This is a genomic window from Streptomyces sp. NPDC033216 (assembly GCF_055577115.1).
The window spans coordinates 426,992-451,331 of record NZ_JBVIQK010000003.1 but is presented as its reverse complement, the minus strand read 5'-3'; the positions used below and the strand labels follow the sequence as shown (position 1 = coordinate 451,331).

Genomic DNA, 24,340 nt, shown 5'->3' with positions numbered 1-24,340 from the left:
CCCCCCTCGACACCGCCGGGCCCTCCCCTCTCCCGGCGGTGTGCACGACGAAAGCGGCACGACCATGAGCGACAACGGCAGAGGGCTTCAGGCGAACGTCCTCGGCACGTTCGACACGGTGGTGATGGCGGTGGCGGGCAGCGCTCCCGCGTACTCGATCGCCGCCACCACCGCGGTACTGGCCGCAGCGGTGGGTGTGGCGGGCCCGGCGGCGCTGCTGTACTGCGCGATACCCATGCTGGGCATCGCACTGGCGTTCCGCTATCTCGGCCGGATCGACGTCAACGCGGGGGCCAGCTACTCCTGGGTGGGCCGCACGCTCCACCCCTTCCTCGGCTTCGTCAGCGGCTGGGCGCTGGTGATGTCGGCGACGATCTTCATGGTGGCGGGTTCCCTGCCGGCCGGGTCGATGACCCTGGCGCTGTTCGACGAGGGCCTCGCCGACGACACGGCGCTGTCCACCCTGGTGGGTGCCGCCTGGTTCCTGCTGATGCTGGGCGTCGTGCTGGGCGGCGCCCGGCTCACCGTGCGGGCGCAGCTCGTCATGTCGGGGGTGGAACTGGCGATCCTCGCCCTGTTCGCCGTCCTCGCGGTCGTCCACGCGGACCACGCCCGCCCCTTCGACTGGTCCTGGCTCGGCCTCGGCCGGTTCGACGGCGTGTCGGGATTCGCGTCGGGTGCGCTCGTGGCCGCGTTCTACTACTGGGGCTGGGACGTGAGCAGCAACCTCAGTGAGGAGACCCGCGACAGCCGCCGCACGACGGGTCTGGCCGGCCTGATCGGGGTGGGCATCGTCTTCCTCCTCTTCGAGGTGTTCACGATCGCGGTGAACGTCGTGCTCAGCGCGCGCCAGGTGGCGGAGAGCGGCGCGAACGTGCTCGCGGTGCTCGGTGAGCAGGTGTGGCCGGGCTGGGGCGGCAAGTTGCTGACGTCGGCCGTTCTGCTGTCGACCGTCGCCACCCTGGAGACCACCCTCATCCAGGTCACGCGCTCCCTGTTCGCGATGGGCCGCGACCGTACGATGCCGTCCGCCCTGGGCCGGGTGCACGGCACCTGGAACACGCCGTGGGTGGCGATCGCCGTGGTCGGCGCGGTGGCGCTGGGCATGTTCGTCGCCTCCAACGCGCTCGGCTCGGTGGGCGAGATCCTCTCCGACGCGATCTCGGCGATCGGCCTCCAGATCGCCGTCTACTACGGTCTGGCCGGTATCGCGGTGGTCGTCGCCTACCGCAGGACGCTGCTGAGGTCGCCGACGGCCTTCCTCTTCGGCGGGCTGTGGCCGCTGGGCGGCGCCCTGTTCATGTTCTGGATCTTCGTGGAGTCGCTGGGCGAGCTGAGCACCGCGGCGATCACGATCGGCCTCGGCGGTCTCGCGGCGGGCCTGGTGCCGATGCTCTGGTACTGGCGCAAGGGCAGCGACTACTACCGGCCGGCCCGGCTGGACGCCGCGCGGACCGTGCGGGCCGACCACGTGCCGGGAGACACCGTGACCGCGCGCGCCGCCGCCCACGAGGGTCTTCCCACCGACTTCTAGAAGGGGACCCGATGGCGCGAGACCGCTCCGCTCCCGACTTCGACCCCGACTGCGGGGACACGGCCCTCTCCTCCGCCCGGCAGGACATCGTCATCGGGCGCTGGCAGGGCCTGCGGGACCTCCTGCGGGCGACCGGCCGCGACTGGACGGCGCGCGGGCACCGGGTGCGGTCGCTCGCGCAGGCCTGCGCGAGCAGTTCGACGGTGGAGACCTGGCTGGCGGCCGAGCGGCACAGCGCGGACGCGCTCGTGCTGCGCGCGGCCACCGAGACCACCCGCGCGTTCCACCTGGCCATCGCGGCGGGCCGGGGCATGCCGATCGGCCAGCACCGGGTGGACGCCGCGGTGCTGGCCTGCCGTACCGCCGCCGAGGCGTACCCGGACGATCCGACGCCGTGGATCTCGCTGATCTCGGTGGCGCGGCTGTACCCGTCGGGCGTACGCAGGCGCGAACTGGCCCGCTGGTGGGACGAGTTGCACCGGCGCGACCCGCACAGCACGGAGGGCCATCTCCAGGTGCTGCACTACTACTCGGCTCGCTGGCACGGGACGCACGGCCTGATGTACGACTTCGCCCGGGACGCGGCGGGGGCGGCCCCCGCGGGCTGTGCGCTGCCGGTGCTGGTGCAGTACGCGCGCGTGGAGGAGTACCGCCACTTTCTCGACACCGCGGGCGACAGCTCCCCGTCGGTGGGTCTCGGCCGGCACTGGAGTCATGAGGCCGCGCTCGGCGACGTCCGCCGCACCTGGGAGCGCTGGATCATGGGCCGAGCCGGATCCGAGGTGGCCCCCGGCGAGCTGCGCGACGTCAACTACCTGGCGCACGCGGCCTGTCTGGCGGGCGCGGGGGAGGTGGCCGGCCCGCTCCTGCGGATGCTGGGCCGCCGCGCCACTCGCACCCCCTGGTCCTACACGGGGGATCCGGTGCGGCAGATCGTGCGCTGGCGTGCGGAGTGGCAGCGACGCGGCTGACCGCTCTCCCCCGGCCCGCGAGCCACGACGGGCCACGCCCCTCTTCGACGCGCCCCGTGGGCGGCCCCCGCCGTGCTGCGCGCTGAGCGGGCCGGGGGCGGTGGGCGGCCAGGGGTTCGTCGGAGGGCGCGGTGCCGGGAGTGGGGAGCCTGCGCTCGGCCGCCGTCGTCGTTCCGCGTCCGGCACAGCCGCCCGTCCGCCGCCCCCGCCCGCCCCTGGCCGGCGGACGGGGGCGACACGCACGGCCGACACCGGTCAGAGCGCCCTGCGCCGCAGCAGGACGCCGAGGACCAGCAGGCCCGGCAGGAGCGGCAGCCACAGTGTCAGGAGGCGGTAGCCGAGCACGGCGGAGGCGGCCGTCCCGGCCGGTGCGCCGGCCGTGGCCAGGGCGACTCCGAGGGCGGCGTCGAGTGAGCCGAGGCCACCCGGAGTGGGCACCAGCGCGGCGGCGCCGCTCGCGGCGAGATAGAGCAGGGCCACCCGCGGCGCGGGCAGCGGCAGGGCGACCGCCTGGGTGACGGCGATCAGCACGCAGGCGTGCAGCGCGGCGAACGCCAGCGAGCCGCCCCACAGGGCCGCGGCCCGTCGTGGCAGGGCGTGGACGGCCCTGACGTCGGCCCACACCGCCGTCAGGGCCCTGCGGCAGCCGGGGTGGTGCCGGACGGCCGCCACCCCGGCTACGACGGCGAGCAGGGCCGCGACGAGCGCCCAGCCACCCCAGCCGGACGGGATCCGCAGCAGGCCGGGGCATGCGGCGGCGAGTACGGCGACGAGGGCGGCGCGTGCCACCGTGCCCGCCGTGGCCTTCACGGCGACGGCGGTCGCCGCGCGTCCCGCGGTCAGTCCGCGGCGCATCAGGAAGCGCAGGTTGACGGCTCCCGCGCCCAGCCCGGCGGGCAGCAGGTGGTTGGCGGCGGACGCGGCGAACTGCGCGGCCACCAACGGACCCGGAGGCAGCCGTGGGACGACGGCGCCCTGTTGGGCGAGGGCCGCGCACAGCCAGGTCCCGCCCGCCGCGACCGCCCCGGCGAGAAGGTGGCGCCGGTCGGCGCCGGCGAGCCGCACGGCTCCGGTGTGCAGCAGGGGCCAGTGCCGGTGGGCCAGGCAGACGGCGGCCACCAGGACGGCGAGCGTGAACGCGGTCCGCCAGTAGGCGCCGCCTCTGCGGCCGGCCCCGACGGCGACCCGCTCGGCCGTCATCGCGTGCCGTCCCCGGGCGGTGACGGCGCGAGGTGCAGGTCGAGTCCGGCGGACGGGTGGGTCCGCCAGCCGCGGGCGTACGGCGGTGGTGGGTCGCCCGGCGCGGAGAGGGCGGCGGTCGGGACGCGGCCGGCGGTGCGCGCGATGCCCGCCTCGGTGATGTTGACGTTGTGGCCGCGCGGGTTGGCCGAGGAGCAGCCGGCGTAGTAGGCGACCGGGATGGCCTCCGTACCGGTGAGCAGACAGGGCGGGCGCACGCCGAGCCGGTGCAGGTCGGCGGCGGTGCGGGTCCAGTCGCGGCGGTCGGCGGCGGTGCGGTCCACGGTACGGTCCAGCACGACGTACTGCACCGCCAGATGTCCGGCGAGGCCGAGCGCGAGCGCCCCGGCGGCGGCCGGGCGCAGGCGGCCGCCCGGGGCGGTGACCAGGTGCCACAGCGCGTCGGCGACCGGGATCGCGAGCAGCGCGTAGACGGGCAGCAGGAAGCGCGGGGCCGCGTATCCGATCATGAAGAGGTACGGCACGGCGGCCGTCGCGGCGCAGGCCAGCGGCAGCAGGGTGGGCGTGGTGCGACGGGCCCTGACCGCCACCGCGAGACCGGCGGCGGCCAGCACGGGCAGCACGAACCACCAGGCCGTGATCACCGCGTCGGGCGTCGAGCCGGTGCAGGGGCGGCACAGGGTGCGGCCCACCAGACTGCGCAGTTGGTCGTCGACGGCGATGTTCCAGCCGAGGCCGCCCTGGATGCGCGAGGCCTCGGAGAGCCGTTCCCCGAGGCCGCCGTGGCTGAGGTACGCCTCGATGACCCACTGGCCGCCGCCGGTCGCGAGACCCGCCAGGAGGGCGAGGGCCGGCCGGCCCTTTCGGGCGAGGATCATCAGGACGAGCAGGGGGAGGGTGGTCCAGACGGCGTCGGTGGGGCGCATCCAGGCCATGAGGGCGGCGCCCGCCGCGACGCCCGGGAGCGCCGCCCGGTCGCCCCGGTCGGCGCGGGCCCGCAGGAAGCAGCCGACGCAGGCGAGGGCGCCGATCGCCACCCAGAGGTTGGGCATGGCCGCCGGGCCGTAGAACAGCGTCACCCACAGGGAGGCGAAGAGGGCGCCCGCGGCGGCCAGGACGCGGGGCGGGAAGAAGGGGCGCCAGACCCGCAGGGCCAGGTAGAGGCCGAGGCCGGACAGCACGGCCAGGTAGACGCGCAGCAGCTCGGTCGAGGTGGACCACGACGTGACCGGCGCGACCAGCAGGGAGACGCCGCGGGCGCGCGGCGCGCTGAAGAAGGCGGGCGGGGCCTGGACGGAGATCTGGCTGACGTACACCGTCTCGTCCCAGCCGAGGCCGAGGGCCGGGCCGACGAGGACCAGTTGGGCGACGGTGAAGGCGGTGGCGACGGCCGCGAGCGGCCGGCGGCCGCCCGCCCGCCAGGGCGCGCCGGACAGCGTCGCCGGGGTGCCCCGCCGCGCGCCGACGAGCGTGGAGTTCGTGCCGTCGGCCATCGTCCACCCCTTGCCCAGTCATGCCCGTAAACGGAGAAACATGGTCAAACTAACGCGCGGGGGCTGGGGACGCAGGGTCATATACGGCCAGGTGCGCACGCGGACGACGCGGGCCGCCCGGTCGGGGCCGACCGTCCCGATCGGGCCGGAGCCCCCGGCCCGATCCGACGGGAGGGGCCAGGTGTGCCGTCCGGAGAGGTCGGTGACGCGAGTGGCCGGTGGTCGGCCGCGTTGCCGGATCACCCGAGTACCTTCGGTACCCGGATCACCCGAGTGCCTTCGGCACTCGGACGATCCTCCGCCTCGGACCGCACCGCACCGGACGCCGCCCACCGATCCGACGCGCATCGTCAGGCACGCCCTAGCCAGCCCTAGCGGACGTGCGGGGGCCGGTGCCGGGGCTGCTCCGGCTCCGGGCGTACCGGCGCGGGCGGGACGGGCCGCACCGCGGGCCCGTCGCCGTTCAGGTGGACCGGCGTCCCGTGGTGAGCGATCGTCAGCGGCGGGCCGGACAGCAGGGTGTACGTGGCCTTGTCGGGGCCGATCTCCACGTGCAGGCGACGGCCGAGGAACTGGAGCGAGAAGGCGAGGCGGCTGAACGCCTCCGGCAGGCGGGGCGAGAAGTACAGGGTCTCGTCGCCGTCCCGGCGCAGCCCGCCGAACCCGGCGACCAGCGCCATCCAGGTGCCGGCCAGCGAGGCGATGTGCAGTCCGTCGCGGGTGTTCTGCTCCAGGTCGGCCAGGTCCATCAGGGCGGCCTCGGCCGTGTAGGCGTGGGCCAGCCGCAGATGACCCGCCTGGGCGGCGACGACGGCCTGGCAGCAGGCAGAGAGGGAGGAGTCGCGGACGGTGAGCGGCTCGTAGTAGGCGAAGTTGCGGGCGACCTGCTCCTCGTCGAAGTAGTCGCCGCAGGTGTACATCGCCAGCACGAGGTCGGCCTGCTTGACGACCTGCTTGCGGTAGAGGTCGAAGTAGGGGAAGTGGAGCAGCAGGGGGTACTGGTCGGGGCGGGTGCCGTCGAAGTCCCAGCGCTGGTAGCGGGTGAAGCCGGCGTGCTGTTCGTGGACGCCGAGTTCCTCGTTGTACGGGATGTGCACGGCCGCGGCGGCGTCCCGCCAGGCCGCCGCCTCCTCCTCGTCGACGCCGAGCCGGGCGGCCTCCTGCGGATGGCGCTCGACGGCGCCGGCGGCGGCCAGGAGGTTCGCCCGCGCCATGAGGTTGGTGTACGTGTTGTCGTCGGCGACCGCGCTGTACTCGTCGGGGCCGGTGACGCCGTCGATGTGGAAGACGCCGTGCGCGTCGTGGTGGCCGAGCGAGCGCCACAGGCGGGCGGTCTCCACCAGCAGCTCGACGCCGGTGTCCCGCTCGAAGGCGGTGTCGCCGGTCGCAGCGACGTACCGGACGACGGCGTCGGCGATGTCCGCGTTGACGTGGAAGGCGGCGGTGCCGGCCGGCCAGTACGCCGACCCTTCCGAGCCCTCGATGGTGCGCCAGGGGAAGGCGGCGCCGCGCAGCCCGAGCTGGGTGGCGCGCTCGCGGGCGGCGTCCAGGGTGCTCTGCCGCCAGCGCAGGGCCTCGGCGACCGCGTCCGGCGCGGTGTAGGTGAGGACGGGCAGGACGAAGGTCTCCGTGTCCCAGAAGGCGTGGCCGTCGTAGCCGGAGCCGGTGAGACCCTTGGCGGGGATGGCGCGCCGTTCGGCGCGGGCGCCGGCCTGGAAGACGTGGAACAGGGCGAACCGGACGGCCTGCTGGATCTCCTCGTCGCCGTCGACCACCACGTCCGCGCGGGCCCAGAAGTCGTCGAGGTATTCCCGCTGCTCGTCGAGGAGACCCTGCCAGCCGCTGTGTCCGGCCGCCGCGAGGGCCGCTTCCACCTGGTCGCTCATCGCGGGCCGCGAGCGGGCGCCGGACCAGCCGTGCGCGACCAGCTTCTCCACCCGGAGCGTCTCGCCGGGCTCCAGCACGGACGTGACGGTGAGACGGGCGACGTCCACGTTGCTCTCGCTGCCGATGGTGGTGCGCTCGGGGCCGGTGACGGTGTGGTCGGCGGCGACGGCGACGCGCAGGCCGCTGCGCCGGGTGCGGTGCACGAGTCGCAGCCGCCGGCCGACGGCGACGTCCTCCTCCGGCTCCAGCGGCGACTTCAGCGCCCGCGCGGCGCGCGGGTCGGCGCCCGGGTCGGGCAGGCTCTCGTTGGCGACGAGTTCGGACTGGATGACGACGCGGGAGCGGCTGCCGACGGCCTCCACCTCGTAGGCGACGGCGGCTATGGCGCGCTGGGTGAGGGAGACCAGCCGGGTGGAGCGCACCCGGACCGTGGAGCCGGCCGGCGAGGTCCATTCGCACGTGCGCTCCAGGACGCCGCGGCGCAGGTCCAGGACACGTTCGTGGGAGACGAGCCGGCCGTAGCGCAGGTCGAACGGCTCGTCGTCGACCAGCAGCCGCAGGATCTTGCCGTTGGTGACGTTGATGACGGTCTGGCCGGACTCGGGGTAGCCGTACCCCGCCTCGGCGTAGGGCAGGGGGTGCAGTTCGTGCACGCCGTTGAGGTAGGTGCCGGGCAGGCCGTGGGGTTCACCCTCGTCGAGGTTGCCGCGCCAGCCGATGTGCCCGTTGGACAGGGCGAACACCGACTCGCTCTGGGCGAGGACGTCGAGGTTGAGGCGCGTCTCGCGCACGCACCAGGGCTCGACGGCGTAGGACCGGTCGGTGATCACTCGTGTTCCCCCAGTTCGGCCAGGTCCTTCACGACGACGTCCGCGCCGTGGGCGTACAGGGCGTCGCTCTGCCCCACCCGGTCAACGCCCACGACGTACCCGAAGTGCCCGGCGCGGCCCGCGTCCATGCCGGCCAGCGCGTCCTCGAAGACGGCGGCCCGGTCCGGTTCGACGCCCAGCTCGCGGGCGGCGGCGAGGAAGGTGTCGGGGCGCGGCTTGCCGGGCAGGCCGCGCTCGGCGGCCACCACGCCGTCGACGCGCACCTCGAAGAGGTCCTCGGCGCCGATCGAGCGCAGGACGTCACGGGTGTTGGCGCTGGAGGAGACGACCGCCGTGCGCAGGCCCAGCGCGCGGGCGGCCCGCAGATAGCTCAGGGTGCTCTCGTAGGCCTCGACGCCGTCGGTGCGGATCTTCGCCAGGAGCAGCTCGTTCTTGCGGTTGCCGAGCCCGTGGACCGTCGCCGCCTCCGGTGGGTCGTCGGGGGTGCCTTCGGGCAGCTGGATACCGCGGGAGGCTAGGAAGGTGCGGACCCCGTCCGCGCGCGGACGGCCGTCGACGTACTCGTCGTAGTCGTGGGAGGAGTCGAAGGGCCGGTAGCCCGCGCCGTCGCGTTCCCGCAGAAACCCGTCGAACGCCTCCTTCCAGGCGGCCGCGTGCACGACCGCCGTCCGGGTGACGACCCCGTCGAGGTCGAAGAGGCAGGCCTGGATCGTCTCCGGGAGACCGAGCGTCGTCGTCATACAGCACCCTTTCCCTTCCACGGGCTCTCCACCAGGTGGCGCACGCCACATGGCTAGCGCGTGTCGTCAGTCGTGCGGGAACGAGTGGTGCTCGTGGGTGATCTCCCAGCGGCCGCGCCGCTTGCGCAGGCCGAACGTCAGCCGCAACCGCAGGGTGGGCCGCTCGGCCAGTTCCTCGGGCGTGCCGCAGCGCAGCAGGGCGTGCGCGAAGGCGACGTCCGGGCCGGAGGTCACGTCGAGGACGTCGATGTCGAACAGCGCGCCCTGCGCCTGCCAGGCGAAGAACGGCGGCCACAGCGCCCGGTAGGCGGCGAGGCCGCGCAGGCCCTCGTGGGGCGGGGTCACGTGGTACATCCGGAGGTCCTCGGCGTGGTCGGCGAGGACGGCCTCCAGGTCGCCGCGGTGGACCGCGTCGGCCCAGCGCGTGATCAGCGCGCGGATCCGCCTCTCGTCCTCCGACATGTCCGTCCTCCTCCTCCCCGCCCGGACCGGTCCGGGTTCCCCTCAAGACTGCGACACTCTGCTGTGTGCTCACCTACGACGACCTGATCCCCCGCGCGTGTTCCCTGGCCCGCGGGGGGCGTCGCGCCATCCTCGGCATCGCCGGCGCTCCCGGCGCGGGCAAGACGACGCTCGCGGAGTGCCTGGTACGGGAGCTGAACGGCACCGGGGAGCCCTGGGTGGCGCACGTGCCGATGGACGGCTTCCACCTCGCCGACGCCGAACTCGACCGGCTCGGCCGCCGTGACCGCAAGGGGGCGCCCGACACGTTCGACGCGGCCGGGTACGCGGCCCTGCTGCGCCGACTGCGGGAGGAGGCGGGCCGCGACGACGTCGTCTACGCACCAGGCTTCGAACGGGCGTTGGAGCAGCCGCTGGCGGGCGCCGTCCCGGTGCCGCCGACCGCCCGCCTCGTGGTGACGGAGGGCAACTACCTGTTGCTGGGCACGGGCGCGTGGGCACGCGTACGGTCCGAGCTGGACGAGGTGTGGTTCTGCGAGATCGACGAGGCCGAACGCGTCCGCCGGCTCGTCGCCCGCCACGAGGAGTTCGGCAAGGGCCACGCGGAGGCCGTCGCCTGGGTCCGGGGCACGGACCAGCGCAACGCCGACCTGGTGGCGGCCACGCGGGACCGCGCGGATCTGGTGGTGCCAGGGGCCGTAGGGTGGCGGGACGAGCGTGGCGGTCGGCGTATCCGCCCTGCGGCGGGGGGAGTTGGGGCGGACTCCGCAGGCTGAGCGGCATGCGGAGCGGCCGGGGCGAGGCGCGGCTGCCGGCCTACGCGGTGCGCGGCAGTCCGCGGATGACGCTCGACGCCTGGCCGTGGGCGCGGTCAGAGGGCCCGCAGCGTCAACTCCGGTTCGCCGTGGGCGTCGTCACCGCCGAGTACGGCAGTGAAGGCGGCCGTGCGGATGACCAGGCCCGTCCGGTCGCGGGCGACGGACACCGTCAGCGGTTCCGCCGAGCCGTACCGCACGGCGAAGACGTGCAGGTCGTCGGGGGCGTCCGGGACGGGGCCCGCCTCCAGGGCCGTGGAGCCGGCCAGGTGCCGCCAGCCCTCGTCGGGGTTGCCGTAGCCGCGGGGGTCGGCGGCGAGGGCGAAGGCGGCCTGTTCCTGCGTGAGGTCGGCTCGGGCGTCGAAGTACTCCGCTCCCTCGGCCGCGGGATGGGTCAGGCGCAGGGCACCGGCCGACGCGACCTGGCCGCGTGCCGTACGCCGCACCCGGTCGCCGTCGTCCTCGGCGTACGGCAGGCCGGCGAGCAGGTACGGCGTGCCGTCGAGGCGTTCGACGGCCACCGTCGTCCACAGCCGGGTGCCGTCGCTGACGTACAGGGAGCGGACGAACCTCAGGACGTGGTCGCGGCCGACGACGGGCTTGGTGACCAGCTTGGCCGTGAGGCCGCCGGTGCGCAGGTCGCGGACACGGACCTCGCCCATGGGACGGCACAGGAGGAAACCGTCGGTGACCGGGCCGAAACCGTGCTGGCGGCCGATGACGGCCGGCAGGTAGTAGGTGCCGCCCGCCTCGACCAGCGAGGGGGTCATCCGGTCGTCGAAGGCCACCGAGACGGTGCCGGCGCGCAGTTGATGGCGCACCGTGCCCTCGGGGGGCCGGCGGTGCCAGCGGGTGGTGTCCTGGATCTGCCAGACCAGCATCCACGCGAAGTGGCCGTCGACGCCGCCGTCGGCCTTCACCGCGTGCCGGCCCCAGCGGGTGTCGCCCCGGTAGCGGCCGAGGTCGGAGCCGATCCGGTGGCCGAAGTAGCGCAGGCCGAGGACCGACTCGAAGCCGGAGTGCTGCTCGCTGTAGCGGGGTCCGCCGTTGTCGAAGCCGCCGTTGGTCAGCCGGGCGTCGATGTACCGGGCGAGCGCGTCGCCGTCCCGGGCGAAGACCTCCTCGCCGCTGACCCGGTGGGCCTGGGCGAGGAAGGACAGGGAGATCGGTCCGTAGTTGTTGTCGTAGGCGCCGCCGTGCTCGGGCGGCAGGAGGGCGCCGCGGTCGCGGACGCGGTGGGCGCGGATCTCCTCCTCGTACAGGCTCATGGCCCGTGCGCGCACCGACTCCCCGTCGGGGCCGTGGAGTTGCCGGGCCAGCATGAGCCCGCCGACGACGCAGCCGATGGCCTGGTTGGCGGCCTCCTGCGGGTTGAAGCAGGTCGCCTCGGTGAGCCAGCGCCAGTAGCCGTGCGCGACCTGGAGCATCTCGTGGCGGAGTTCGTCGTCGAGCAGGCCGGCCGCCGTCTCGGTCACGTCGACCATCTGGAGGAGCGCCCAGACCGTGCTCGGCCAGTCCCCGATCGGGTGCGCGCCCGGTGCGAGGGTGTAACGGGCGTACGGCAGCCCGGAGTCGCGGACGCGCAGGTTCGGGTAGCCGGGGTTGTCCTCGCGGTAGACCCGCTCGCGCAGGTGGAAGCGGACGCTGCGGCGCACGGCCTCGGGCAGGCGCGGGTCCCTGGAGCGCTCCCAGGCCAGGGCCAGCAGGGAGGTGACGCCGAGGGAGGTGTCGCCGATGTCGTCGACGCAGTCGGGGTGTTCGAGGCTGCCCTCGGGCGTCAGCCGGGCCAGGGCCTGCTCGGTGACGTCGGCGAGGACGGCGTCGTAGGCCTCCGGGGTGTCCGCGAGGTCGTGCAGCGGGCCGCGCTGGTGTGGGAGGTACACGTGTGCTCAGCCCTTCATGCCGGAGGTCGCCAGGCCTTCGACCAGCCTCTTCTGGAAGATGAGGAAGCAGATCAGCGTCGGCAGGAGGGCGAGTGTCGACATGGCGAACATGGCGCCGTAGGAGGAGCCGCTGGTCTGGTCCAGGAACAGGGTCAGACCGAGGGGGACGGTGAACTTGTCGTTCTGCTGGAGGTAGACGAGCTGGTGCAGGAAGTCGTCGTAGGTCCAGATGAAGGTGAAGATGGTGGTGGTGACCAGGGCCGGCTTCATCAGCGGCAGGATGATCTTCCAGTAGATCTGCCAGGGGTTGGCGCCGTCCATCATCGCCGCGTGGTCCAGCTCGCGCGGGATGGAGCGGATGAACTGGACCATCAGGAAGATGAAGAAGGCGTCGACCGCGAGGAACTTCGGGACGATCAGCGGCAGGTAGGTGTTGATCCAGGTCAGGTTGTAGAAGATCGTGTACTGCGGGATGAGGACGGCCTGGGTGGGCAGCATCAGCGTGCCGAGCATCAGGCCGAACCAGATCCTCTTGCCGCGGAACTCGAAGCGCGCGAAGGCGTAGGCGGCGAGCGAGCAGGAGACGACGTTCCCGATCACCGCGCCGATCGTGACGATCAGCGAGTTGGTGATGTAGAGGGAGAAGGAGTTGCCGGACCCGCTCCAGCCGTCCGCGTAGTTCTGCGGGTTCAGCTCGTTCGGGATCAGTCCGGGGTGGGTGAAGATCTCGGTGTCGGGCTTGACCGAGCTGCTGAGCATCCACAGCAGCGGGTACAGCATGACGACGGCGACGCCGATGAGCACGGTGTGGATGAAGATCCGGCGGGCGCCGGTGGCCGAGCGCAGCTTCTGGAGCGGCGAGGCGCTGGAGGTGGTGACGGACATGGTGGGAAGGACTCCTCGCTCGGACGTCAGGCGTCAGTCGTCGTAGTGGACCCAGTAACGGCCGGCGATGAAGTTGACCGCCGTGAAGCCCGCGATGACCAGGAACAGCACCCAGGCCAGGGCCGAGGCGTATCCCATCTGGAGGTCCGTGAAGCCCTTCTTGTACAGGTAGAGGGAGTACAGCATCGTCGAGTTGAGGGGTCCACCGCTGCCGTTGCTGATGACGAAGGCCGGCGTGAACGTCTTGAACGCGTCGATGATCTGGAGGACCACGTTGAAGAAGACGATCGGGGTGAGCAACGGCAGGGTGATCTTGACGAAGCGGGTGGCGGGCCCGGCGCCGTCGATCGCGGCCGCCTCGTAGACGTCCTTCGGCAGCTGCTTCAGACCGGCCAGGAAGATGACCATCGGGGTGCCGAACTGCCAGACGGCGAGCAGGATCAGCGTGTAGATCGCGGTGTCGGGGCTGGAGATCCAGTCCTGGCCCTTGACGCCGAACCAGGCGAGGAAGTCGTTGAACAGGCCGTCGCCGCCGAAGACCTGGCGCCACACGATGGCCACGGCCACCGCCCCGCCGAGCAGCGAGGGGAGGTAGAAGGCGGCCCGGTACAGGCCGATGCCCTTCAGGTCGCGGTTGAGGAGCATCGCCACACCGAGCGCCAACGCGAGCTTCAGCGGGACCGACACGACGACGTACAGAAGGGTGGCGTGCACCGTGTCCCAGAAGACCGGGTCGTCGGCGAACATCCGCTCGTAGTTGTCGGTGCCGACCCACCGGGCGGGTGTCAGCAGGTCGAAGTCGGTGAAGGACAGGTACAGCGAGTCGAGCATCGGGTAGATCGTCAGGCCGAACAGGCCGAGGAACCAGGGGGCCAGGAAGAGGTAGGGCCACCAGCCGCCGCCCCGCTTTCTGGCGAGGCGGCGCCGCATACGTTCGCGCTCCCGCTGGTCGGAGGGGGGCGCCGGGGCCGGCGTCTCCTTCACGACCGCGTCGGACTTCGCGGTGGTCATACTCATCTCCCTGACCCTCTCCCGGTCTTGCTGCGTGCTGTGCGAGTTACGCGGACAGGATGCCTGCGGCCTGGTCGAAGAACTCGCCGAGCTGCGCCTTGACGGACTTCTTGCCGAAGGCGACAGCGAGGTTGGACTGGAACAGCAGGTCCCAGACCTGGTCGGCGCCCTGCGGCGGGGGCACCGGGTTGGGTAGGGCGTCGGTCGCCTTCGCCACCCGCCGGGAGATGTAGTCGGCGTTCGCCATGTTCAGCTTGTCCGTCTCGGACAGACCCGCGGAGATCAGGTTGCGGGCCTTGTCCGTCGGCGGGATGCCGCGCAGCAGCTGGAAGTCCTTGATGGCGGTGTCGTTCTGCGCGATGAACGAGATGATCTTGACGGAGTCGGCGACCCGCTTGCTCTTGTTCGTGGCGCTCAGCAGCACACCGCCGTTGACGAAGTTGCCCTCGCGCGCGCCTGCCCAGTCGCCTTGCGGGGTGGGGAGGAAGTCCAGCCGCGCGTCGGTGATCGAGCCGCCCGCGCCGTAGACGCCGGAGTCGAAGGTGAACAGGGCCTTGCCGATGACGACCGCGTTCTTGGTGAGGTCGTTGTGCGCGGCGGAGGTGATGGCCGGCGGCGGGGAGGCGTTCAGCTTGCGCATCTCCGCCCAGTACTCCCACCACTCCTGGAGGGTGTCGGCGGTGAAGCCGACCTTCTTGCCGTCCTCGGAGAAGAAGGTCTGGCCCTTCTCCCGGGCGAATATCTCGAAGCACTGGAGGGTGCCGCCGCCGCCGTCGTCCACGCCGTAGGTCTTGCCGCCGCTCTTCTTGTAGACCTGCTGGGCGACCGACTTGAGGTCGGCCCAGGTCCACTCGCGGTCCGGCAGCTTCAGACCGAGCGCCTCCAGGCCGCTGCGGTTGACGGTGAGCTGGTTGACGCCGATGCCGGACGGGACGCCGTAGAGCTTGCCGTCGACGGTTCCGTTCGCCAGGAGGGTCTTGGAGAAGCCGGTGAGGTCGAGGTCCTTGCCGACGTACTCGTCGAGCGGGGCGAGGACCCCCTTGCGGGCGTACTGGGCGACCAGCGCGGTGTCCATCTGCATGAGGTCGGGCGCGCTGCCGCCGGCGACGTTGGTGTTGAACTTGTCGAAGTACCCGTCGTACCCGGAGTAGGTCTCCTGGATCTTGATCTTCGGGTTGTCCTTCTGGAAGGCGGCAAGCGCTTTCTTGTAGGCCGCGTGGCGCTCGTCGCTGCCCCACCAGGTCATGGTCAGCTTGCTGCTGGTGCTGCCGGCCCCGGTGCCGCCGGAGCAGGCCGCGAGCGAGCTGCCGAGCGCGCCGGCGACGGCGAGACCGCTCGCGGCGCGGAAGAGGGTTCTGCGCGAGATCTGGTGACCCACCGGGTCCTCCCTGAGGTGCGTGATGGATTTCCCGGCCGGTCGATGCGGCACGGGCATGCTGCTCGGAATGGCGCCTTCCGGTGGAGCGGCCTCGCCCGGCCGCGCCATCCGGACGGGTACGGATCCCCGGCCGCCATGGCCGTCGTCACACGAGCACGCCCTCGTGCGGCTGCCGTACCTCGGGTACGGGCGGGACGCCTGCCCCAAGCCGACGTCCCGGCCGACTTAGAAAGCGCTTGTCCGGACATTGGCAGACCGAGTCGGAGGCCGTCAATCCTTCGCCCGCGCCGCCTCGGTCACGGTTTGGACTCCCCGGCCCACCGCGAGCCGGGCCGCGCCGACGACGGTGCCCAGGTCACCGACGGTGCTGCTGACCACCTCGGTGGGCCAGCTCAGCCGCTCCACCTCGGCCCGTACACCGGGCAGCAGCCGCGGGTCGGCGCCCGTGCTGCCGCCCAGCACGACCAGCCCCGGATCCAGTACGGCGATCACCGCGGCGGCCAGCCGGCCCACGTCCACGGCGTGTCGGTCCAGGACGGCACGGGCCGGGGCGCTGCCCTTCCGGGCCAGGGCGAGCAACCGGTCCGTGGTGCGCGGACACGGTCCGTCGGCCTCCTGCCAGACCTCGGCGGCGCGCCGCAGCAGGGAGCGGGCGCCCAGGTACTCCTCCAGGGCCTCGTGCCGGGGCTCGGTCCCGTCGGCCCAGGGGTAGGGCAGCCGGGCCAGCTCACCGGCCGCGCCGTTGGCCCCGCGCAGCACCCGCCCGCCCACGACGATGCCGAGGCCGATGCCGACGCCGATCCGCAGGTAACCGAAGGTGTGCCGACCCCGCGCCGCACCCTCGTGCAGTTCCGCCAGCGCCGCGCAGTTCACGTTGTTCTCCAGGTGGACGGGAACCCCCGGCGGCAGCACGACGGCCACGGCGTCGAAGACCGGACCGGCCTTGGCGGTCGCCGGGCGCATGCCGCCCCGTTCCCCCGGCGCGGTGACGTCACCGACCGCGACGACGATGGACCGCAGCGGGGCGTTCGCCGGCAGTGCGTCGAGCGCTTCCCGTACGACGTCGGCGGCGCCCGTCCGCGGGCCGGTGGCCTCGGCGAGCAACGTGCCGTCCAGGGCGCAGCCGCGCACCCGCGTGAGGGCGGGGCCGAGATCGACGGCGAGCACCGCCCCGGCGGCGGGACCGAGGCGGTACACGGCCGCCGAGCGCCCCGTACCGCCGGAGGAGGTGCCGGAGTGGGCCGCGAGGCCGACACCCTCCAGCTCCGCGACGGCCGAGGACACCGTCGGCTTGGACAGGCCTGCCATCGTCGCGAGCTGCGGCCGGGTGGCGCTGCCCGCCTCGGCCAGCACGGCGAACACCGCGCCCGCGCTCTCGGTCAGGCGGGGGGCTCTTGCCACGACGTGTTCCACGGTTCCCCCACTGAGGTCACGGTCCGCACCCACGCGTCGATCATTCCTGTCGATCGACTCTGCGGAATACGGCGATGGAATGGCCGGCGTGGAGCGCGCCCACGCGTTCCCGGCCCGGTGGCACCGCGCTCGGACCCGGGCGCGGCGACTCTTGACGCACTGTACTTCGTTAGTTAACTTCCTAACGAACACCACGGTACTCGCCTGCCGTGCTCCGCCAGAGGCCCGTCCCGGGGCTTCGCCACTTCCCTGACGTTCTCCTCCTGTTCCTCCAGGACACGGTTCGCCCGCCGTCGCAGCCCAGCGCAACGACGAAAGAGGATCCGTGCAGGACTTCCCTCCGGCGTGCCCCCTGCTGGTCGGCATCGACGTGGGCGGCACCAAGACGCACCTGCGCGCGCTCGCGGGAGGCGACCTCGTCGCCGACCACGTCCGCGCCAGCGGCGGCTGGCTGCCCCACGACCCCGCTGCCGCCGCCGGCTGGCTGGCCGCCCTGGTGCGCGACACACTGCCCGCCGGCGCCCGCCCGGCCTCCCTCGCCGCAGGCGCGCACGCCTGCGAGAGCCCCCGCCAGGGCGCCGCGATCGGCGCCGCCGTCGCCGCCCTCCTCGGCGTGCCCGCACGGATCGTCGGCGACGCCGAACTCCTCGTCCCCGCCGCCGGCCTCGACAGGGGCGTCGGCCTGGTCGCCGGCACCGGCTCGGTGGCCGTGGGCCGGCTGCCCGACGGCACCGTCGTCCAGGTGGGCGGCTGGGGTGCGGTCCTCGGCGACGAGGGGGGCGCCGCCGGTCTGGTGCGGGAGGCCGCCCGCGCCGTACGCGCCGCCCACGATCGCGGGGAACGTCCCGAACGCCTCGCGCTCGGACTGCTCGACTCGCTCGGGGTGCCCGAGGTGCCGGCGCTCGGCGCGGCCCTGGAAGGCGTCAGCGACCTCTCCGCCGACTGGGGCCGGCACGCCCCCGCCGTCTTCGCGGCCGCCGCGGACGGCTCCCCCCTCGCCCGCACCGTGATCACCGAGGCCGGCGGGGCGCTCGCCGCGCTGGTCACCCGGCTCGCCGCCCGTGGGGTCCCGGTGGACGACGTCGTGGTCGCGGGCGGCACGGTGCTCGCCCAGCCCGCGCTGTACGAGGCGTTCACCACGGCACTCGCGAGCGCCCTGCCGGGGACACGGGCGAGGACGCTGCGGATACCACCCGTGCAGGGGGCGATCGCGCTGGCACGGGGGCTGGTGCGCGACGGCGTCGACGCGCCTCCCGCCGCCCACCGATCGCCGCCGTGAACCGGCGTTCGCCACCGTCGGCGCGCCGCCCGAGCGGGCCCGAGGTGGCCGGCGCCGACGCCGCCGTGCTCCGGCGTTCGCCGGCACCCTCCCCGCGGCCCACCCTTCCGACGGCTCCGGCGCCTCCCCTCTGCACCCCGTGCGTCCGCGCCCCCGCGCCGAGCCGTCGGCACCGCGTTCACCCGCCTGACACGCCCCGATCGCCGGGTTCTCGCCGACGGGACACGACACGGCCGTAGATCTTCGCGCGTACGCACCATTCGGCTCACGGACCGTCGAACCCGTTCGGAGTCGCCCCCGATCACCCGACCTCCCCCGGCCGCACGGCCGCACCACTCGAGAGAGGCACCTCCATGCCGTCAACCGCCGTAGACCGAAGAGGCTTCCTGAAGGCGTCCGTGGGCGGCTCCGCCGCGCTGGTCGCCGCGCCCACGCTGGTCTTCTGGCCGGCCGCCGCCGACGCCGGGGCCGCCACGGCGCCGCTCGCGTTCGCCGACGACTACAAGAGCAACGTCATGGCGAACCTCACGCCCGAGACCAACGCCGTGGTGCGCGTCCTGGGCGGCATGGCGAAGATCTGGAAGACGGGCGCGGCCTGGAACACCGGGACCGTGCTGCGGCCCGACATCCTGCGCGCCAACATGCGCTACTGCGCCCGCGTCACCGCCGCCCGCACGGAGGCGCAGGCGCGGGAGGCGTTCGTGCACGACCGCCAGCACCAGAGCTACGCGATGATCGGCGCCCTGGGGCCGCTCGCCGATCTCTATCGCACGGGCGCCAGGGCGGTCACCTCGATCACCACCGCGCCGGACACCACTCCCCCGACCACGATCAGCGACACCGTGCCCGCCGACGCCCCGGCCGGCTCCGCGCTCGGCGCCGGGTCCTCCACCTCGGACCTCGGACAGGTGGCCAGGCTGGTCGACACCGTGCGCGGCCCGTTCGCGTCCGGCAACCCCGGCAAGTACGCCTTCCAGTACCCGCGCCCGTGGCGCATGAACGAGAACAGCGAGGTCGTCGACACCGGTCGCACCGACGCCCTCGGCTACCCGGTCTACGACTCGCAGGTGGTCGTCGTCCCCCAGCTGCTGCGCCAGCGCAGCACCTCCCCCGTCGACGACGGAGGCTTCCCCAGCGGGCACACCAACGCCTTCCACCTGGCGGCGCTGGCGTTCGCGTACGCGGTGCCCGAGCGGTTCCAGGAGCTGGTGACGCGCGCCTTCGAGCTGAGCCACACGCGGATCGTCTCCGGCATGCACTCCACCGTCGACGTCATCGGCGGGCGCGTCATGGCCACCGCCCTCGCCGCGGCCACACTGGCCGACCCGGCCAACGCCGAGCTGAAGAGGGCGGCGCGGGCGCAGGCACTGGCGTACTTCACGCAGCGGACCGGCACCACGGCCGACACCCTGTACGCCCACGCGCACTCCGACGCCGGCGACCGCTACGCCGACCGTCGCGCCAACCACCGTGCCGTCAAGCACCGGTTGACGTACGTGCTCACCCGCGAGGGCCGCGACGAGCCGCTCACCGTGCCCAAGGGCGCGGAGGTGCTGCTGGAGACACGGCTGCCGTACCTGACCGCGGACCAGCGCCGCGAGGTGCTGCGCACGACCGCGCTGCCCGCCGGGTACGTCCTGCTGGACGGCTTCGAGCCGTGGGGACGCCTCGACCTGTTCACGGCGGCGGACGGCTACGGCTCCTTCGACGCCGACGTGACGGTCACGCTGGACGCGTCCGCGGGCGGTTTCCGGGCGGCCGACGCCTGGCGCAACGACATCGGCGGCCGGGGCGGTCTGACGAAGAGGGGCACCGGCACCCTCACCCTGACCGGCCACAACCGGTACACCGGGGGGACCGTGGTGGCGGACGGCGTGCTGGTGTCGGCGTCGGCGCACGCGCTGGGCCACGGTGACGTACGGGTGCTGGGCGGCACCGTCCGCGTCGACGAACCGGTCCAGGTGCACGGCCTGTTCGCCCAGGAGTCCGGCACGCTGGAGCCGACCCTGCGCGCGGGACGGCACAAGGCGGTCCTGACCGTGACGCGCCGGGTGGCGCTGGGCGCGGACAGCGTGCTGTCGCTGCGCCTGGACGGGGAACGACCGCCTGCCGTGGGCAGCATCGTCCGCGTGATCGACGCTCCGGCGCTGCGCGGCCGCTTCGACCGGGTCGAGCTGAACTCCGCCGGCCTGCGGGCCGTGCCGCTGTACACGGCGGACGGGCTGTCCGTGCGCATCGTGCGGCGATGACGCCCTGACGGGCGGAGAGCGGTACGCCGACGGGTGCGGGCCCCTCGGCGGACCGTCCCCGCGCGCGCCTCTCGTCCTCTCCCCCGACGTCCTCACCGGGCGCGGGCCCGCTCTCGGCCGCACCCGGCCGGGCACGGTCCGTGAGCTATGTTGAGCTTCGTGGGAGAACAAGGAGGAGGAGCGGTGCCATCGCCTCAGCAGGCACGCGCGCAGGCGACCTCGATCACCTCGGGCAAGACCGATCCGGAGGCGGAGGTGTCCGCGACCTCCCGGCTCAGGGCGCTTTTCGACGGACCCCATCTGTCCCCGGGCCAGCGGCGCATCGCCCAGTACCTGATCGAGCACCTCACCGAGGCGGCGTTCCTGTCGATCACCGACCTGGCCGAGCGGGTCGGGGTCAGCCAGCCCTCGGTGACCCGGTTCGCGGCGGCGGTCGGTTTCAGCGGGTATCCGGCACTGCGGGAGAAGCTCCAGTCGATCGCGCTCGGCACGCTCGCGGGCGGCCCCGCGCCGGCCGAGGAGAACCGGAGCAACGAACTCCAGGCGGCGGTGGACGCGGAGATCGAGAACCTGGAGAACCTGCGCCGTGACTTCGCCGACCCCGATCAGGTCATCGACGTGGGCCGGCGGCTGTCGGCCTCCACCCCGCTGACCATCGTGGGCCTGCGCATCTCGGCCTCGCTGGCGGAGTACTTCGCCTACGCGGCCCGCCGTATCCACCCGGACGTACGCCTGGTGACGCGGGGCGGCAGTGTCGCGTACGACGCTCTGCTCCAGTCCCGGGAGGCGGGCGGGGCGTGGGTGCTGGCGTTCTCGATGCCCCGGCACGCGCAGGAGACGCTGACCGCGGTGCGGGTCGCGCGCAGTGCCGGCCTCAAGGTCGCGCTGGTGACCGACCTGGCGCTGGGGCCGATGGCCGACGAGGCCGACGTCACCTTCGCCACCGGGACCGGCTCCCGGCTGGTGTTCGACTCCTACGCCGCCCCCGGTGTGATGGCCGCGGCGCTGCTCCAGGCGATGACGGACGCGGGCCCCGAACGCACCCAGGCGCGGCTGGAGGAGTACGAGCAGATCGCCGAGCAGCACCAGTTCTTCCTGAGGGAATGACCAGGCGCCGCCGACTCACCCTCACCCCCCGTCACACGAAAGTGCGCCGGGATCATTGCGAACAAATCGCGCATGAATGTTTTCATGCGTCTTGCAAAGGGGGCGGCATATATAAATACTGCTCACGGCCGCACCCGCCCGCCAAGGGCACCAGAACGGGCACCCGAAACCGCCGTCCCCCACCCGCGACGGCGCCGAGGATGCTCGGGGCCTCGCCGGAACGAGCGCCCGCGGCGGCCCCGGTCATCCCCTGGACCGGGGCCGCCCAGAACCGTCGGACCACCCGTCACCGACACAGACCCGGAAGCGATGATCATGCCCCTGACGACCACGCGCATCAGCCCGGACTGGCCGTGCCAGGTCAAGACCCCCGGCAGCTACGACTGGGAGCGCTCCGCTGCCAAGTGGCTGCGCGAGCTGGTGCCCGCGCGCTACGCGAGCTACCCCGCGCTGCTGCGTCACCCCGTGCTGCTCGCCCGCCATGCGCAGATCCAGGTCCAGCACGAGATCCGGGTGGCCCGCACCGCTCTCCAGACGGCCCGTGCCGACCTGCCCCGGCTCGGCCTGCCCGAGTCCGTCATCGAGCACACGATCAAGCTGTACGCCGCCGAGGTGCTGCAACTCCAGCACATCGCCCGCAGTGTCCGCGCGGTCACCGAGGCGCTCGTGGAGAGCGGTCCCGGCCGCTGAAGGAGTCCCTCCGTTCCCCCTCCCGTCCGCCATCGTCGCTGGCGAGAGCAAGGACACAAGACCGTGCTCGGACCCCGGCCGGTATGCCATGCTCAAGGCGTGACGAGCGAAGCCGCCCGGCCCCCCGAGGCCGGCGCCGTACCCGACCCGGCCGCCCTGACCGAGGTCGTCGCCCGCCAGCGCGCGGAACTCGACCGGCTCCACGACATGGCGGCCACTTCGGTGGTCGTGGAGCGCGCCACGGGCGCCGTGATGGCTTGTACCGGCTGTTCCCCGGACGCCGCCCACGAGGAGCTTCGGCGGCGGGCCGAGAAGGCACGGCGCACGCTGCTGGAGGAGTGCTGGATCACCCTCGGCGGCCTGGGCTCCCAGGGCCGTACGGCCGCACAGCCGCTCCCGGCCGACGAAGTCACCGATCCCCCGCCCCGGTCCGCCCCGCTCGCCGCGGAGCCCGACCGCGAGGCCCTGGCCCGTTTCGGCCAGGCACTGGTCCGGGTCGGCGGACCGCAGGACCTCGCCCGCTGCCTGCTCGACAACCTCCCGCCGGAGACCGGTGCCGAGGCCGTCCTGATCTTCGCGCGGCTGCCCGCCGGCGGACTCGAACTCGTCGGCCACGCGGGCGTCGACGACCTGCTCGTCCAGCAGTGGAGCCGGGTGCCGCCGCTGAGCGGGATCGCCCCGCTGGAGGCCCTCGACTCCGGTGAGGCGCGCTGGCTGGAGGACCTCCAGACGGACCGGTGGCGCTACCAGCTGATCGGGGACCCCGCCGAACAGTGGCAGACCCGCGCCTGGCTGCCGGTGCCCACGGGCAGGTCGGCCGACATCGTGGTCGGCATACTCCGGCGCCGCGAGGGGCCGTTCACCCCCGAGGTCCGCCAGCACCTGCTGGCCGTCGCCCGGTTGTGCGCGGGCCCGCTGCACATGTTCGACACCGCTCAGGACCCCGCGGTCGGCACGGTCGCGACCGCGCTGTCAGCGGTGCGGACGGTGTTCGACCGGCTGGCGGGCAGCTCGGTCCTCCTCACACCCCTGCGCTCCCCGTCCGGGGAGGTCGAGGACTTCCGCATCGACGCCGCCACCGCGGACACCTTCGACGCCGTCGGCCGAAGGGGCCCCGAGCTGGTCGGCCGACGCTTCCTCGAGTGCTGGCCGATGCCGGTCGAGGACCCGCTGTGGCAGGGCTGCCTGGGCACTCTGGTCACCGGCCAGCCGTACGAGAGCGAGCCGTTCACCCGGCAGGACGTCGTCGCCGGGGCCGGCGAGCCGTCCACCTGCTCGGCGCGGGTGGCGCGGCTGGGCGACGGACTGGTCGTCAACTGGATCGGGCACGACCCCTCGGACCGGCAGGAGCAGCGCCTCGCCGACGTGCAGCGGCTGGGCAACCTCGGCTGGGTCAACTGGCACCTGGCCACCGGCGAGGTGAACTGGTCCTCCCAGGTGTTCGCCATCTTCGACCGCGACCCCGCCCGTGGAGCGGTGCCGCTGGCGCAGTTGCCGGGGCTGGCGCTCCCCGAGGACATGCCGGCGGTGGCCCGAGCCGTCACCGAGCTGATGCGGCGGGGCCGACCGTGCGACGTGCCGTTCCGGATCGCCACCCGCGACGGGACCAGGCATCTGCGGGCCGTCGCCGAGGCCGTGCCGGACGACCGGGGCGCCCCGGTCGAGGTCCACGGCTTCGTCCAGGACGTCACCGCACAGCGCAGCGCCGAACTCGCCCTCGTGGCCAGTGAACGGGCCATCCTGACCCAGCACGGCGTGCTCCAGGCCGAGCGCACGGTCGCGGCCAGGCTCCAGGACGCGCTGCTCCCGCTGCCGAAACAGCCCGTGCGGCTGGCGGGGCTGCGGGTCGACATCGCCTACCTGCCCGCCCAGTCGGGGCTCAACGTCGGCGGTGACTGGTTCAGCGCCATCGAACTGCCCGACGGCGACGCCCTGTTCGTGGTGGGCGACGTGGCCGGGCACGGCATCGACGCCGTCGCGGCGATGGCGCTGCTGCGGTTCACCGCCAAGGGCATGGTCATCACCGGCTCGTCACTGACCGGGGCTCTCGTCCGGCTCAACGCCCTGCTGCTGCACTCCCGTGATCCGCACGGCACGGCGACCATGGTCCTGGCCCGCTACAACCCCCGCGAACGCCGGCTGGTGTGGGCGCAGGCGGGCCATCCGCCGCCCCTGCTGCTGCGCGACGGGAAGGCCCGCTACCTCGACCGGCCCTTCGGGATGCTGCTCGGCGCGGGCGACACCGCGACCTACGAGGAGGCGGAGTGCCGTCTCGCGCCCGGTGACCGGCTGGTGCTGTACACCGACGGCCTGGTCGAGCGGCCCTCGGAGAGCATCGACCGCGGCCTGGACCGACTGGCCGGGGCCGCCGAGATGCCGGGTGCGGGCGGGTCGGCCCCGCTGGACCGGCTGCTCGGCGCGCTGCTGGAACCGGAGCGGCGGGACGACGTGTGCGTGCTGGACATCAGGGTCCCGGGGGAGGGCGAGGAGACGGCGGCGTAGGCACCGCCCGT

Annotated in this window: 18 protein-coding genes; 8 read left to right on the top strand and 10 right to left on the bottom strand. The window is 73.4% G+C overall.

The annotated features are described in order from the left end of the window. Positions 1-64: 64 nt before the first annotated feature. Together ACZ5Y0_RS08685 and ACZ5Y0_RS08680 are read left to right on the top strand one after the other, a co-directional pair. The gene (locus ACZ5Y0_RS08685) at positions 65-1,534 is read left to right on the top strand and encodes an APC family permease (RefSeq protein WP_469128036.1); all 1,470 of its coding nucleotides are present in this window, start codon (positions 65-67) and stop codon (positions 1,532-1,534) included. Positions 1,535-1,545: 11 nt separating this feature from the next. After that, positions 1,546-2,505, top strand: coding sequence for a hypothetical protein (locus ACZ5Y0_RS08680; protein ID WP_469127887.1), 960 nt, complete (start codon positions 1,546-1,548; stop codon positions 2,503-2,505). A gap of 255 nt (positions 2,506-2,760) precedes the next feature. Here ACZ5Y0_RS08680 and ACZ5Y0_RS08675 read toward each other — a convergent pair whose 3' ends face one another. The 5 genes from ACZ5Y0_RS08675 to ACZ5Y0_RS08655 form a co-directional block, all read right to left on the bottom strand. After that, positions 2,761-3,705: a lysylphosphatidylglycerol synthase domain-containing protein gene (locus tag ACZ5Y0_RS08675; RefSeq protein ID WP_469127886.1), complete on the bottom strand. Its 945-nt coding sequence runs from the start codon at positions 3,703-3,705 to the stop codon at positions 2,761-2,763. Further along, entirely contained in the window at positions 3,702-5,198 is a 1,497-nt protein-coding gene (locus ACZ5Y0_RS08670) for a hypothetical protein (RefSeq protein WP_469127885.1), read from the bottom strand. The genes ACZ5Y0_RS08675 and ACZ5Y0_RS08670 overlap by 4 nt, the downstream gene beginning before the upstream one ends. A gap of 371 nt (positions 5,199-5,569) precedes the next feature. After that, positions 5,570-7,915, bottom strand: coding sequence for a glycoside hydrolase family 65 protein (locus tag ACZ5Y0_RS08665; RefSeq protein ID WP_469127884.1), 2,346 nt, complete (start codon positions 7,913-7,915; stop codon positions 5,570-5,572). Continuing rightward, complete coding sequence (locus tag ACZ5Y0_RS08660) at positions 7,912-8,655, bottom strand: HAD family hydrolase (RefSeq protein WP_469127883.1); 744 nt, start codon at positions 8,653-8,655, stop codon at positions 7,912-7,914. The genes ACZ5Y0_RS08665 and ACZ5Y0_RS08660 overlap by 4 nt, the downstream gene beginning before the upstream one ends. A 66-nt stretch (positions 8,656-8,721) precedes the next feature. Then, the gene (locus tag ACZ5Y0_RS08655) at positions 8,722-9,117 is read right to left on the bottom strand and encodes a nuclear transport factor 2 family protein (RefSeq protein WP_469127882.1); all 396 of its coding nucleotides are present in this window, start codon (positions 9,115-9,117) and stop codon (positions 8,722-8,724) included. 65 nt (positions 9,118-9,182) lie between these two features. On the opposite strand from ACZ5Y0_RS08655, the gene ACZ5Y0_RS08650 reads away from it, so the two are divergent. Continuing rightward, the gene (locus tag ACZ5Y0_RS08650; protein ID WP_469127881.1) at positions 9,183-9,893 is read left to right on the top strand and encodes a nucleoside/nucleotide kinase family protein; all 711 of its coding nucleotides are present in this window, start codon (positions 9,183-9,185) and stop codon (positions 9,891-9,893) included. A gap of 95 nt (positions 9,894-9,988) precedes the next feature. Here the strand turns inward: ACZ5Y0_RS08650 and ACZ5Y0_RS08645 are convergent, their stop codons facing one another. From ACZ5Y0_RS08645 to ACZ5Y0_RS08625, 5 genes are all read right to left on the bottom strand, one after another. Next, on the bottom strand, positions 9,989-11,815 hold the full coding sequence (locus tag ACZ5Y0_RS08645; RefSeq protein WP_469127880.1) for a hypothetical protein: 1,827 nt from the start codon (positions 11,813-11,815) through the stop codon (positions 9,989-9,991). A 6-nt stretch (positions 11,816-11,821) separates the two neighbouring features. Beyond that, positions 11,822-12,700, bottom strand: a complete 879-nt coding sequence (locus tag ACZ5Y0_RS08640) for a carbohydrate ABC transporter permease (protein ID WP_469127879.1) — start codon at positions 12,698-12,700, stop codon at positions 11,822-11,824. A gap of 33 nt (positions 12,701-12,733) precedes the next feature. After that, a complete protein-coding gene (locus tag ACZ5Y0_RS08635) occupies positions 12,734-13,711 on the bottom strand; it encodes a carbohydrate ABC transporter permease (protein ID WP_469127878.1) in 978 nt (325 codons plus the stop codon). A 46-nt stretch (positions 13,712-13,757) separates the two neighbouring features. Next, positions 13,758-15,089, bottom strand: a complete 1,332-nt coding sequence (locus tag ACZ5Y0_RS08630; protein ID WP_469127877.1) for an ABC transporter substrate-binding protein — start codon at positions 15,087-15,089, stop codon at positions 13,758-13,760. A 270-nt stretch (positions 15,090-15,359) separates the two neighbouring features. After that, positions 15,360-16,490: an ROK family transcriptional regulator gene (locus tag ACZ5Y0_RS08625; RefSeq protein WP_469127876.1), complete on the bottom strand. Its 1,131-nt coding sequence runs from the start codon at positions 16,488-16,490 to the stop codon at positions 15,360-15,362. Positions 16,491-16,827: 337 nt separating this feature from the next. On the opposite strand from ACZ5Y0_RS08625, the gene ACZ5Y0_RS08620 reads away from it, so the two are divergent. From ACZ5Y0_RS08620 to ACZ5Y0_RS08600, 5 genes are all read left to right on the top strand, one after another. Then, positions 16,828-17,781 (top strand): BadF/BadG/BcrA/BcrD ATPase family protein, encoded by a 954-nt coding sequence (locus ACZ5Y0_RS08620; protein ID WP_469127875.1) that lies wholly within the window; start codon positions 16,828-16,830, stop codon positions 17,779-17,781. A gap of 353 nt (positions 17,782-18,134) precedes the next feature. Next, on the top strand, positions 18,135-20,030 hold the full coding sequence (locus ACZ5Y0_RS08615; protein WP_469127874.1) for a phosphatase PAP2 family protein: 1,896 nt from the start codon (positions 18,135-18,137) through the stop codon (positions 20,028-20,030). Positions 20,031-20,213: 183 nt separating this feature from the next. Next, the gene (locus ACZ5Y0_RS08610) at positions 20,214-21,137 is read left to right on the top strand and encodes a MurR/RpiR family transcriptional regulator (RefSeq protein WP_469127873.1); all 924 of its coding nucleotides are present in this window, start codon (positions 20,214-20,216) and stop codon (positions 21,135-21,137) included. A 309-nt stretch (positions 21,138-21,446) separates the two neighbouring features. Next, on the top strand, positions 21,447-21,827 hold the full coding sequence (locus tag ACZ5Y0_RS08605; protein WP_469127872.1) for a hypothetical protein: 381 nt from the start codon (positions 21,447-21,449) through the stop codon (positions 21,825-21,827). Between the two features lie 99 nt (positions 21,828-21,926). Further along, positions 21,927-24,329 (top strand): SpoIIE family protein phosphatase, encoded by a 2,403-nt coding sequence (locus ACZ5Y0_RS08600; protein WP_469127871.1) that lies wholly within the window; start codon positions 21,927-21,929, stop codon positions 24,327-24,329. Positions 24,330-24,340 lie beyond the last annotated feature (11 nt).